At 74.6% G+C, this 12,417-nt stretch carries 10 protein-coding genes; 1 reads left to right on the top strand and 9 read right to left on the bottom strand.

All coding sequences use genetic code 11. From position 1 onward, the window contains the following. The first annotated feature begins 12 nt into the window (after nt 1–12). A complete protein-coding gene (locus tag ACIO5D_RS34135) occupies nt 13–918 on the top strand; it encodes a LysR family transcriptional regulator (protein ID WP_400659072.1) in 906 nt (301 codons plus the stop codon). A gap of 44 nt (nt 919–962) precedes the next feature. On the opposite strand, the gene ACIO5D_RS34130 is transcribed toward ACIO5D_RS34135, so the two are convergent. The 9 genes from ACIO5D_RS34130 to ACIO5D_RS34090 form a co-directional block, all read right to left on the bottom strand. Beyond that, on the bottom strand, nt 963–1,706 hold the full coding sequence (locus ACIO5D_RS34130; protein WP_400800025.1) for a ZIP family metal transporter: 744 nt from the start codon (nt 1,704–1,706) through the stop codon (nt 963–965). Between the two features lie 307 nt (nt 1,707–2,013). Next, entirely contained in the window at nt 2,014–3,699 is a 1,686-nt protein-coding gene (locus ACIO5D_RS34125; RefSeq protein WP_400799999.1) for a restriction endonuclease, read from the bottom strand. A gap of 114 nt (nt 3,700–3,813) precedes the next feature. After that, a complete protein-coding gene (locus ACIO5D_RS34120) occupies nt 3,814–5,610 on the bottom strand; it encodes a hypothetical protein (RefSeq protein WP_400799996.1) in 1,797 nt (598 codons plus the stop codon). Between the two features lie 242 nt (nt 5,611–5,852). Next, nucleotides 5,853–6,167, bottom strand: a complete 315-nt coding sequence (locus tag ACIO5D_RS34115) for a cupin domain-containing protein (RefSeq protein WP_363611140.1) — start codon at nt 6,165–6,167, stop codon at nt 5,853–5,855. A gap of 158 nt (nt 6,168–6,325) precedes the next feature. Next, nucleotides 6,326–6,982, bottom strand: coding sequence for a YigZ family protein (locus ACIO5D_RS34110; RefSeq protein ID WP_363611138.1), 657 nt, complete (start codon nt 6,980–6,982; stop codon nt 6,326–6,328). A 101-nt stretch (nt 6,983–7,083) separates the two neighbouring features. Then, nucleotides 7,084–8,373, bottom strand: coding sequence for a DUF6986 family protein (locus tag ACIO5D_RS34105; RefSeq protein ID WP_400762186.1), 1,290 nt, complete (start codon nt 8,371–8,373; stop codon nt 7,084–7,086). 112 nt (nt 8,374–8,485) lie between these two features. Next, nucleotides 8,486–9,979: a DUF2637 domain-containing protein gene (locus tag ACIO5D_RS34100; RefSeq protein ID WP_400799993.1), complete on the bottom strand. Its 1,494-nt coding sequence runs from the start codon at nt 9,977–9,979 to the stop codon at nt 8,486–8,488. Between the two features lie 196 nt (nt 9,980–10,175). After that, on the bottom strand, nt 10,176–10,841 hold the full coding sequence (locus tag ACIO5D_RS34095; RefSeq protein WP_363611132.1) for a response regulator transcription factor: 666 nt from the start codon (nt 10,839–10,841) through the stop codon (nt 10,176–10,178). After that, entirely contained in the window at nt 10,793–12,205 is a 1,413-nt protein-coding gene (locus tag ACIO5D_RS34090; protein WP_400799990.1) for a sensor histidine kinase, read from the bottom strand. Before ACIO5D_RS34090 ends, ACIO5D_RS34095 begins: the two co-directional genes overlap by 49 nt. Nucleotides 12,206–12,417 lie beyond the last annotated feature (212 nt).

Here is a 12,417-nt window from a genome sequence, read left to right as displayed (position 1 = left end):
TAGCATTGCTGCATGATGGATCTGGGGCGCCTGCGGGCGCTGCACGCGGTGGCCGTGCACGGTTCGGTCGGCGGGGCGGCGGCCTCGCTCGGTTTCACCCCGTCGGCGGTCTCCCAGCAGATCGCCAAGCTGGAGCGCGAGACCAGGACGGTGCTGCTGGAGCGTCAGGGCCGCGGCGTGGTGCTGACCGACGCCGCCCGCGAGCTGGCCGCCACCGCGCAGGCGGTGCTGGGGCTGGTGGAGCGGGCCGAGGTACGGCTGGAGGAGCAGCGCGGCCAGGCGGTCGGACGGCTGCTGGTCGCCGCCTTCGCCACCGGCGCGCGGGGGCTGATGCCGGGCGTGCTCGCCGACCTGCGCGCGCGCTGCCCCGAGCTGGACGTCCGGCTGCTGGAGAGCGATCCGTACCCGGCGGCCGAGCTGGTGGCGCGGGGCGAGGTGGACCTGGCGCTGGTCCAGGACTGGCCGACCGTGCCGCTGCCGGTGCAGGAAGGGCTCTCCCGGATGGACCTCGGCGCGGACCCGGTGGATCTGCTGCTGCCCGCCGGGGATCCGCTGGCCGGGTCGGCCGTGGTGCCGGTGCGGCGGCTCTGCGGGCAGCGCTGGATCAGCGTGCCACCGGGCAACATCTGCCACGACTGGCTGGTTCGCACCCTGCGCGAGGCCGGCGAGGAGCCCGATGTGCGGTACCAGGTCGGCGAGTTCGAGACCCAGATCGCGCTGATCGCGGCGGGCCTGGGCATGGGCCTGGTACCGCGGCTCGGCCGGGGCGCCCTCCCGCCCGGGGTGGTCTCCCGGCCGGTGGTACCGGAGCCCGCCCGCCGGGTGTTCGCCCTCTGGCGCACCCAGGCCTCCCGGCGCCCGGCGATCACCGAGGCGCTGACCGCGATGCGGGAGCGGTGGTCCGCCCCGGCCTGCTGACCGGCCGGTCGGGGCGGGCCCGGCGGAGATCCGCCGGACCGGCCCTATCCGGCGAGGCCGATCACCAGCCACATGAAGCCCACCCCGACGAGGGTGCAGAGCAGGGTGCTGCGGGAGGGGTGCGGGCTGTGCGCCTCGGGGAGGATGTCGGAGGTCGCCAGATAGAGCAGGAAGCCCGCGAAGAAGCCCAGGTAGAGGCCGAGCAGGTGGTGGGGGATGGTGAAGAGCAGGGTGATCGCGGCGCCCGTCACCGGGGCGAGCGCGTCCGCCGCGAGCAGCGTCAGCGCCCGCCGCCGGTCGTTCCCGTACAGCCGGGTGATCGTGTACGTGTTGAAGCCGTCGGCGAAGTCGTGCGCGACCACGGCGATGGCGACCACCGTCCCGACCGTGGTCCCGGCCTGGAACGCCGCGCCGATCGCGAAGCCGTCCATCACGCTGTGCCCGACCAGGGCCAGCGCGGCGGTCACTCCGACGCCCTGGTAGCCGTTGCCGGAGGCGGTGGTCACCTGGTCCTGGACGTGGTGGTGGCCGTGGGTGTGGGCGGCGTACTCGCCCTCGTGGCCGCGGTGGATGGCGACCGCGCGCTCGATGACATGGATGGTCAGGAACCCGGCCGCGAACATCAGCAGGGCCTGGGGCACTCCGTCGATCTCGGCCGGCGCCTCGTGCAGTGACTCCGGCAGAAGGTCGAAGGCCACCACGCCGAGCATCAGCCCGGCGGCGAAGCCGAGCACCAGATGGCGCCGGTCACCGGTGCGCTGGGCGACGTAACCGCCGATCAGCGTCATCAGGAACGCCCCGGCGGCGACCAGGACGGCGGTCACCGCCGCTCCCCCGTACCGGGTACCGCTGTACCGGGTACCGCGCCCATCCCGCCTCCCCCGCGTCCCGCCCGGGTCCGGGCCGACCACCGACCGGTGCCGGGCAACCCCTCGGCCGGGCCATGCGGGCCGCTGCCCGGGGCGCCGCCGCCCGGCCGGGCCCGGTCAGCCCGGCACCCGCGCCCCCAGCGTCACGCCGCTCCCGGCCCGGCGCCCGTCGGACGGGCCGACGGGGTGAGGCACCACGGTGTCCGGCCCGGCGGGCGCCGCCGGTCTACCGGCCGACGGCGAGCGGCAGGCCGAGGTGGGTACAGGCGAGTTCGCGTACGCCCTCGCCGTCGACCAGGTGGATGTGCTGGTGTCCGTCCTCCCCGGAGAGGTCGAGGGCCTCGTCGGTGAAGCGGCCGGTCGTCAGGCGCAGGCCGCGTTCGGCGGACTCCTCGCGGACCGCCTCCGCCAGCGTCCTGATCTCCTCCTCCCCCACCGGCCCGGGCCCCCGGGAGGCCCAGACCACCCAGCGCCCGGGCAGCGCGCTGTCCGGTGCCCCCTCGCCGGTGGCCACCAGCCCGGCCGGGCCGCGCAGCCGTACGCTCCACTGCGCCAGCCCGCCGCGGGTGAGCAGTTCGCGGACCAGCTGGGCGAACTCGTTCGCCGAGAGGTCCGGCGCGGACGGCACCGTGGCCCCCGCCACGGCGGCCGGTTCGACGCCCGCCCGGGCGTAGGGATCAGGGGTGACGGCGGCGCCGAGCTGGCGCAGCCGGACCAGCGCCTCGTCCTGTTCGGCGTCCGCGTACACGCCCTCGCCGTCGTGCTCCTCGTAGGGGGCGGCGGGCGGCAGCAGTCTGGTCCTGGCCAGCGCGTCCCGGTCGGCGTCCACGCTCACCAGGCAGAGCGGCTCCGCCCCGCCGGGGTCGCGCAGCCAGCCGTTGAGCACCACCCCGGCCAGTATCTCGTCGGTGTCGACGGCGTCGGCGGCCTGCAGCGCGCGTAGTGCCAGCCGGGCCACCAGCCGGAGGTAGTCGGTGGCCCGGTCGGCCGGCGGGCGCGGCACCGGCAGGATGTCGCCGTCCGCGCCGAGCCGGTAGCCGGTCAGCGACGGCACCAGGTCGAGCGGCGGCAGGTCGAGGTCGAGCACGGCGGTGCGGGTGAGCGGGCGGAAGACGGCCCGGCAGGGCGCGGGGAGGTCCTGGGTGGCCGTCTCGGCGGCGGCCAGCGCTCGCTCCAGCAGAGACTCCACGGCGGCCGGCTCGGCCAGCCGGTACGCCCGCCGGCACTCCTCCAGGGTCTGGTTGTACTCACGCACCGCGCGCGCTCTGGCCTGCTCGGCCTCCTCGTGGACCCGCCGGGACTCGTCCGCGGCCGGGCTGCCGGCCTCGGCCTGCCGGGTGCGCCACTCCCGCAGGGCGCGCTGGTGGGCCAGCCGGGCCTGGGCCAGTTCGCGCTGGTAACCGGAGTCGAGCAGGCGGCGGGTCGGCGCCGCGTCGGGGTCGGTCGCGGGCGGCTCGGCGGGAGCGAAGTCGGCCCAGCGCGGCTCGGCGCCGTCGGCCTCCGCCTCCGGGCCGGCCGCCCGGTAGGGACGTGGCTCGTAGCGGCGCAGCTGGCTCTCGAAGTCCATGGCCGAGACCGGCAGCGCGGCCCGCCGCAGCAGGTCGGCCAGCCGCTCACGCTCGGTCCGGACGGCGAGCGTGCGGTGGTGGGTCAGGGCGGCGGCCCGGGCGTGGGCGGCGACGGACTCGTCCACGCCCTCCCCGGACGGTCCGTCACCACCGCCACCACCGCCACCACCGCCACCGTCATGGCTGTCGGCCCGGCCACCGCTGCGACCGCCGGCGTCGGCGTCCCCCTCGCCACCGCCCGGCCCGTCGGCGCCGAGATCACGGAAGACCGAGGCCAGAAAGCCCGGTTGGGGCACGGGAACGGTGGCGGTGCCGTCGGACTGGCCGTCTGCTGAGTACTGCATCGGTCGTCGTTCCCCCATGCTCGTCCGGCGCCTGCCCGGGGCGGCCGGCGACCCCGCGGCCCTGCCCCTGCGGGACATTGTCCACCGAACGGGCGCACCGGGCAGCCAAGCCTCTCAGTTGGTCCGGGTGTTGGTCAGGTGCAGACCGATGTAGCCGACATAGATCCGGCCACTGCCCGAGCAGTCGTCGAGGTAGTGCAGCCGGGGTGCGGTGCGACCGCCGCCGATCCTCAGGTGTGCGCCCATGAAGGCACGCCGGGAGACGTCCACGCACTCCGGTACCGGCAGCATCCGCTCCCGTTTCCACTTGGTGTGGCTGAACACCGTCCGGGACTCCCCGCGCACCGCCTTGCGGGGCGGGAAGCGGTGGCAGCCGGCCGGGGTGCGTTCGCACCACTGCTTGAAGTCGCCGCCCGCCTCGCCGCGCACCGCCGCTTCGGCGTACTCCTGGAGGGCCGTCAGGCCGTCCCAGGTGAGCCGGGCCCAGGAGGCCCCGGCGCACTGCAGTCCGTCGAGGGCGAGCGTGGTCTTCTGGTCCCCCGTGAAGGAGAGCAGCGGGAACTCGCCCAGTCTGGTCATCAGCTCGGTGAACGTCCCGGGGGCGTCGATCCAGTGGCTGGGGGAACCGGCCGGGCCGACCGGACCGGAGTGCCCGCCGGGCATGGTGGGCAGGACCGCACCGCCGGGGCCGGCGCAGAGCCGGCCGGTCATCCCCCGCACCGGGGCACCGCCGTGGCGTGCCCCGGCCTGTTCGTCACCCGGCGCCGGCCGCCGGCGGTCGCGGCGGCGCTCACGGCGCAGGCTGTGCCGTACCAGCTCCAGCTCGTCGGCTCTGGCCTGCTGCTCGGCGCGGTCCTGCCGTTCCTCACGGACGAGCGCCGCCAGCTCGGCCCGGGCGTCGGCAGCGGCCCGGTCGGCGTCCGCCCGCGCCCCGGAGGGCGGGGCCACGCGGAGCACCGGGACGGCGGCCAGCGGTGGCGGCAGCGGCTGTTCGGCGGCGAGCCGGCGCGGCTCGCGGGCCAGCAGCCCGGCCGCGCGGCGGATGTCCTCCTCTATCCGCTGACGGGCCAGTACCGGGTGCCGGGCGCCGTCCTGCCGGGAGGCCGGGTCGACCTCGGGCAGGTAGGTGCGCACCGCCCCGCCGTACACGGTGTGGTACTCCAGGGCGACGTTGAACTCGGTGCGGGCGCCCGGGTCCAGGACGTAGGCGGTCGCGAGGCCGGGCAGCTGGTGACAGAGCGGGCGGACGACATCGGCGAGCCACTGGTCGAGCCCGAGGTTGACCGGGACGCTGGCGACCACGGTGGGCAGCCGGCGCTCCGGGTCGCAGAGTTCGTCGATCAGGCCGCCGACCTGGCCCGCGGTCAGCACCTGCGGGGAGAGGTGGACGGCGGCCGGGCCGTCGGTGGCGTCGAGCAGGGGCAGCAGGGTACGGGCGAGCTCGGGCACGGGCACTCGGCAGGGTGTCCGCACACCGCTTCCGGTGGTGTGCGTCTCGGCCTCCAGCCGGACCCAGGTGGGGCCCTCGGCCCCGGTCGCTATGGTGAGGGTGAGCTGGTGGGTGCCGTGCGGCGCCGGGGTGCGCAGCCGGCGGCGGTGGTACCGGCCGGTGCCCGGGCCGCCGCGCAGCGGGCCGTGGTCGCGGTCGAACAGGACACGGTCACCCAGCCGCAGGCGCTCGGCGGGGGTGTCCGGGGCGTCAGGGGTGTCGGGGCCGACGGGCTCCCGGACGGCCGGCGGGGGCTCCTCGCAGCCTTCCTGTTTCAGCCAGGCGCCCAGGCCCTGGTCGGCCAGGGCGACGGCATCGGCGTGCGGGAGCGCGGTGGTGACGGTCATCCGGTAGGGCGTCGCGGGCCCCCGGGGGGCGAACAGCTCGGCTCGGGCGGGCGACGGGAAGCGGTCCGAGGTCATGCGCATACCTCCGTGGTGCGGGGTGGGGTCTCTCGTCCTCCATCGATGAGGTCATTTCGTCCGGTTCGGCCGGATCCTTGCCCAGGAAACGCCACAGCCCGGAGCGGAAGTTCCAACTCCGGGCCACGTCAATACGTTCGAGTGAATCTGCTCAAGCGGCCCGCCGGAACGGGCCGTCATCTGCTTCGGTCGCCGTCCGGCTCAGCGGGCCGGTTCAGGGGGCAACCCAGGGAGCGGTCGGCTCAGGTGCCGACGGGCCCGGTACCGCTGCGGCTCCACGCCGGCTCCGCCACCGGCACGGCCAGCGGGCAGCCCGCCGGGGTGTCGTAGCTGGCGATCAGCACCACGGGAACGCTCCCGTGGTTGCGGCCCACGTGGATGTGGACCGAGCCGGCCTCCTCGACCAGCGAGCCCCCGGCACGGGTGACCTCGACCCGCCCGTCGTACAGCGTCCGGGTCAACGTCCCGGACAGCACCACCACCTCGACCCGGCCCGGATGGTAGTGCCAGCCGGTGCTGGCCCCCGGGGGCAGGGTGATGGTCTGAACGAGGGTCATCTCGGTCGGCTTCCTGATCGGCGGTCGGACCAGGCTAGGCAACCGCGACGACCAGTCGAAACCAGCCGGCCCCGATCTGTCCGAAAGTCTGTCCGAAACCATCGCGCCGGTCGGATCCGTCGGATTCGACGGACCCGACGGTTCGACGGGTCCGACGTTCAGACCGGCACCTCGACATACGTCCGGCCCGCCGCCACCGCAACCGCCGTACCGCCGGTCGCCTCGGCCAGCCAGGTGTGGAAGTCCGCCACCTCGGGCTCCGGCACGCCGACCTCGATCCGCACCCCGGCCGCCTCGTACGCCAGGTCGCGCACCGTGTACCCGGCCGCCCGCAGGTCGTTCTCCACCCGGCCGGCCCGGGTGTGCCCGGCCGTCACCGCCAGCAGCGCCACCGGCCGCCGCTCCAGCAGGCCCACCTCGTCCACCGCCGCCGACACCGCGTTGCCGTAGGCCCGCACCAGGCCGCCCGCACCGAGCTTGATCCCGCCGAAGTACCTGGTCACCACGGCCACCGTGTCGGTCAGCCCGCGCCGGCGCAGCACCTCCAGCATGGGCACGCCGGCCGTGCCGCCCGGCTCGCCGTCGTCGCTGGAGCGCTCGCGCCGCTGTTCGTCGCCGACCACGAAGGCGGTGCAGTTGTGCCGGGCGTCCCAGTACCGCTTGCGGATGCCGGCGATGAACGCCTGTGCCTCCTCCTCGTCGGCGACCCGGGCGAGATGGCAGATGAACCGGGACTTCTTGATCTCGGTCTCGTGGCTGCCGTCGCGCCGGATGGTGAGGTACGTCCTGGGGGTCGGCTCCGGCGTGGCGGACATGGCGCGGTGGTTCTCCCGGAGACGACGAAGGCTGGCGGTACCGGCCGGGTACGTCCGGGCGGTACCGCCAGCCTAAGCCGTGTCGACGGCGGGTCGGCCGGTCAGCGGCCGGCCAGGGTCTCCAGCCGGATGCGGTCCAGGCCGGTCAGCGAGGTGACCTCGGCCGGGTCGACCGCGCCGCAGTCCAGACCGCGCAGCAGATGGCCGCTGAGCGCCCGGGCGGTCGCGGGCTCGTCCAGCACCTCGCCGCCCGTCCGGGCGACGTAGGCGGCCAGCCGGGCGGCGGCGGCCGCCAGCCCCTCGCGGTAGAAGGAGTACACGGCCGCGTAGCGGGTCGGCAGGTGCGCCGGGTGCATGTCCCAGCCCTGGTAGTACGCGCGGGCCAGCGAGCGGCGGACCAGGTCGTGGTGGAGCTTCCAGGCGGCGTGCACGCGGGCGGTGGAGCCGGTCGGCACGACGTTGGTCGAACCGTCGGAGAGCCGGACGCCGGTACCGGCCGCGGCCACCTGCATCACCGCCTTCGCGTGGTCGGCGACCGGGTGGTCCAGGCTCTGGTGGGCGGCGCCGACCCCGCAGGAGGCGCTGTAGTCGAAGGTCCCGTAGTGCAGACCGGTGGCCCGGCCCTCGGCGGCCTCGATCATCCGGGCGACCGTGGCCCGGCCGTCGGGGCCCAGGACGGCCTGGGTGGTCTCGATCTGGATCTCGAAGCCGAGCCGCCCGGCCGGCAGGCCGGCGCCGCGCTCGAAGTCCTCCAGCAGCCGGACCAGCGCGGTGACCTGCTCGGCGTACGTCACCTTGGGGAGGGTGAGGACCAGGCCGTCGGGCAGACCGCCGCCGGCCAGCAGGGTGGCGAGGAACAGCTCCAGGGTGCGGATGCCGCGGTCACGGACGGCCGCCTCAAGGCACTTGATCCGGATGCCGAGGTACGGCGGCGCGCCGCCGTCCGCCACGGCGGCGGTGACCAGCCCGGCGGCGCGGACGGCGGCCGCGTCCTCCTCGGCGTCGGGCCGCGGCCCGTAGCCGTCCTCGAAGTCGATCCGCAGGTCCTCGACCGGTTCCCGCACCAGCTTGGCCCGGACCCGGGCGTGCACGTCCGCGAGCAGGGCGTCGTCCGGTACACCGAGCGCCCGGGCCAGCTCGGCCGGGGTGCCGGCGTGGGTGTCGAAGGCCTCCAGGGCCTGGCGGCCCCAGTCGCGGACGGTGCCGGCGGTGAAGGCGTCGGCCGGGACGTAGACGGTGTGGACCGGCTGCCGGGTACCGGGGTCGCCCGGGTAGCGACGCGTCAGGTCGGCGTCGACCGGGGCGAGCAGCGCCTCCACGGCGGCCCGGGCGGCGCGGGAGAACGAGGCTCCGCCCACCGGCCCCTGACCGTCCGCCGCGACCTGCGACATCCGCGCTCCTCCATGCCGAACCATCAGTTCAACAATTTGTTGCGGCGAAGGTAGCCCCGCCGGAATCGGGCGTCAATCGCCCGCGGCGCGGTGGACGGGCGGCCGCGACGCGTCACTCCCTCCCGGCGGCGGCGTAACGGTCGCGCAGCTCGGGGAAGAGCTCGGCGACGTCCTTCGGGTTCACCGAACCGTCCGGACGGGTGCCGGTCACGCCGTACTCCCTGGTCAGCCAGTCCGCGAGGCGCTGCGGGTCGGGATGGTGCTCGAAGGTGTCGATGTACGTCACCAGTGCCTCGAAGCACAGCTCGGGGTCGAGCCGGGACGGCACGGTGCGCGGCGCGGAGTCCTCCGGGTGGCCCGGCTGCCGCGGGTGGTCGGTGTCCTCGGGAGAGCCGGGACCCTGCGGGAGCACGGGTTCCTGCGGGAAGTCGGCGTACTCGGCGTCGTCCGGGTGGCCGTGGGTGGCGGTGTCGGCCTGCGCCACCCCCTGCTGGACGGGCAGCGGGGTCGACGGGCGCGGCGGCTTGAACCACGGGGAGGCCTGGCCCGGCACCCTGCCGCCCGTCGTGCCGTCGTCCTGGTGACCGGTGGTCCGCACCGGACGCTCGGTCCAGACGTTCAGCTCTTCCCTCGGCGGCGGTGCCTGCTCCGCGTCCCCGGCCGGCTCCTGGGCGGCGCGCAGCCGTACCGCGGCGAGCTTGGCGAGCACCGGCGCGGCCACCTCGGCGGGCACCGCCGCGACGGCGGCCGGAGCCGGTTCGGGCTCGGGGTGCTGGGACTGGGTCTGAGGTCGGGGCTGGGGCTGGGACCGCTGCTCCGGGGAAGAGGGCCCGGGCTGCGGCTGGGTGTCGGCGGCGGCGCCCGGTGGGATGGCCGCGGCCACCGGACGGCTCTCGGCCAGCTCCCTGGCCTCACGGGCCTCGCGCGTCTCGTCGTCCAGCCGGTCGAGTACCGCCGGGTCGAGCGGCACCCCGTACTTGGCCAGCTTGAGCGGCAGCAGCGCCTGGATCGGCGCCGAACGGCGCCAGCCGCGCCCGTAGCGGAAGCGCAGCTGGGCCCGGTAGACCAGCCGGTTCTGCTCCAGCCGGACGACCTCGTCGTAGGAGCGCAGCTCCCAGAGCTTCATCCGTCGCCAGAGCCGGAAGGTCGGCACCGGCGACAGCACCCAGCGCATCAGCCGGACGGACTCCATGTGGCGGTCCGCGGTGATCGCGGCGATCCGGCCGACGGCGTGCCGGGAGGCCTCGACGACGACCACGAAGAGCACCGGGATGACCGCGTGCATGCCCATCCCCAGCGGATCGCCCCAGGAGGCGGCCGCGTTGAAGGCGATGGTGGCGACCGTCAGCAGCCAGGCGGTCTGCCGCAGCAGTGGGAAGGGGATCCGCAGCCAGGTCAGGACCAGGTCCAGCGCGAGCAGGACGACGATACCGGCGTCCACGCCGATGGGGAACGCGTAGGAGAAGGTGCCGAAACCTTTCTCCTCCGCCAGGTCCCGCACCGCGTTGTACGAGCCCGCGAAACCGATGCCCGAGATCAGGCAGGCCCCTGCCGCGACCAGGCCGAGCAGGACCCGATGGGCCTTGGTGAGCGATGGGCGTGCCATTACGTCTATCAACCCCTGGATGTCGGCTGCTGCCGTACGCTGCCTCGGCTGCCGATTCCCACGTGTCGGGGCGCCGGACGGCTGAGCAACCTCCGGGCTCGGCCCCCCGGAGTTTACTCGCACACCTGTTTCAGCGTTCTCGCAGCCCGGGGTGTCACTGCCCGCCGCACGCGGGGGACGCGGACCCGGTGGGGTGTCAGCCGCTCCGCTCCACCGTTCCGTTGAGATAGGCCAGCACGGCGAGCACCCGGCGGTTCGCGTCGTCGGCCGGGGCGAGTTCGAGCTTGGTGAAGATATTGGCGATGTGCTTGGCCACCGCGCCGTCGCTGACCACCAGTCGGCCCGCGATGGCCGAGTTGGAACAGCCCTCCGCCATCAGCTCCAGCACCTCCCGCTCGCGCGGCGACAGGCGCTGGAGCGGACCGGGGCGGCGGGCGGTGCTCTGCATCAGCTTCGCGATCACGTCCGGGTCCATCGCCGTACCGCCGTCCGCCACCCGGCGGACCGCGTCGATGAACTGGCCGGCATTGAACACCCGGTCCTTCAGCAGGTACCCGATCCCACCGGTGCCGTCCGCCAGCAACTCCCGTGCGTACAGCTGCTGGACGTGCTGCGACAGCACCAGCACCGGCAGGCCCGGGATCTCCCGGCGCGCGCTGAGCGCGGCCTGCAGTCCCTCGTCGGTGAGCGTCGGCGGCAGCCGCACATCGACCACCGCCACGTCGGGACGGTGCGTCAGCAGCGCGTCCAGCAGCTCAGGGCCGGTCTCGACGGCGGCCGCGATGGTGAAGCCGTGCGCTTCCAGCAGCCGGATCAGGCCTTCGCGAAGGAGGTAGAGGTCCTCGGCGAGGACAACTCGCACGGCAGCTCCAGGGTGATTGTGGTCGGACCGCCCGACGTGCTGTCGATGGCGAGGACACCGTCGAAGGTACCCAATCGCCGTTCGATCCCGCGAAGGCCGGTACCCCGGGTGGGGTCCGCCACGCCGATGCCGTCGTCCGTCACCGTGATCCGCAGTGTGCCGGCCCGGTACAGGATGTCCACCCAGACCTGCTCCGCGGCCGAGTGCTTGGCGGCGTTGGCCAGCAGCTCGCTGATGCTGAAGTACAGAGCCGCCTCGACCGGCGCCGGCGGGCGGTCCGGCAGGCTCACGCAGACCTCGGTCGGCAGCGCGCTGTCCAGCGCCAGCGCCCGGACGGCATCACCCAGTCCGCGCTCCGCGAGCACCGGCGGGTGGATGCCGCGGACCAGGTCGCGCAGTTCCTGGAGCGCTCGCGCGGAGGACTGCCGGGCCTCCGAGAGAAGCTCCCGGGCGGCGGCCGGGTCGGTGTCCATCAGGTGCTCGATCGTGCCCAGGGTCATTCCGATCGCGACCAGCCGGGCCTGCGCACCGTCGTGCAGGTCCCGCTCGATCCGCCGCAGCTCGGCCGCCTGGCTGCCGACCGCGTCCGCCCGGGTCTCGGTCAGCTCCGCCACCCGCTTGGCGAGCTGGGCGTGCGAGGACCACCCGTCCTGGTCCAGGACCCTGCGCGCCAGCTCCGCGTAGGCCCGCACCGCGTACGGCGCCACCAGCACACCGAGCACGATCAGCGCGATCCCCAGCACGGAGTTCACCAGGAGACCGACGAGCGTCGGGGGCAACGGCCCGAATCCGTTCATGAAGACCGGCTGCGCGACGGTGTAGCCGGCACCGATCAGGAGCAGAGCGGCCACCGGGCCCGCCAGGGCGGCCGCCGCGAGCGGGTTGACCACCAGCCAGCCGATCTCGGCGCGCGTCGCCCGGTCCCGGGCCGCCCAGTGCAACAGCTGCCCGACCTTCGCCACGGCGTGGGACCGGTGATACGAGTACCCGGTCCACCAGTAACCGCGCTCGTCCAGCTCCAGCGCCGGCCGGGGGCCGTACTCGACGGGCAGCCGAATGCCGTACCAGCGCTCCAGCTGAGCACGCGTCCGGTTCGCCGTGCGCCGGACGAACAGGCCGCCGGCCGCAAGCCCCGCGGTCGTCCCCACCAGCACACCGACCAGGACCGCCGCCGGAAGGTAGTACTGCAGGATCGACGCGACCGCCCCGCCCACCAGCAGCGCCGTCGCCAGCGGCACCGCGATGGCCGGCACCGGCGCCACCGCCAGCAGTGCCAGCCGGGCCAGCGCCCGGCGACCTGACAGGAAGGCCGCCTCGGTCTGGGCGCGCATCGTCGTGCCGCTCATTCGGCTCGCTGTTGTCACGGGTGCTCCTGATGCCGGTACCGATCGTCCTGACTCAGTGTTCCCTGCACCGCCGGCCCGAGGCACTGGCCGTCCTACCCCAGTTCCGAGGTGGACTTAGCACCACCCCCGCTGCCGCCGTGCCCCGCGCGTGATGCCGTAAATACACAGCAATACACGGCCGTAAACGCAGAGAACCCCCACCCGGAATCGGGTGGGGGTTCTCTGGAATG

The organism is Kitasatospora sp. NPDC087315, from assembly GCF_044744345.1.
Taxonomy (GTDB): domain Bacteria; phylum Actinomycetota; class Actinomycetes; order Streptomycetales; family Streptomycetaceae; genus Kitasatospora.
This window is presented reverse-complemented; position numbering and strand designations above follow the sequence as displayed.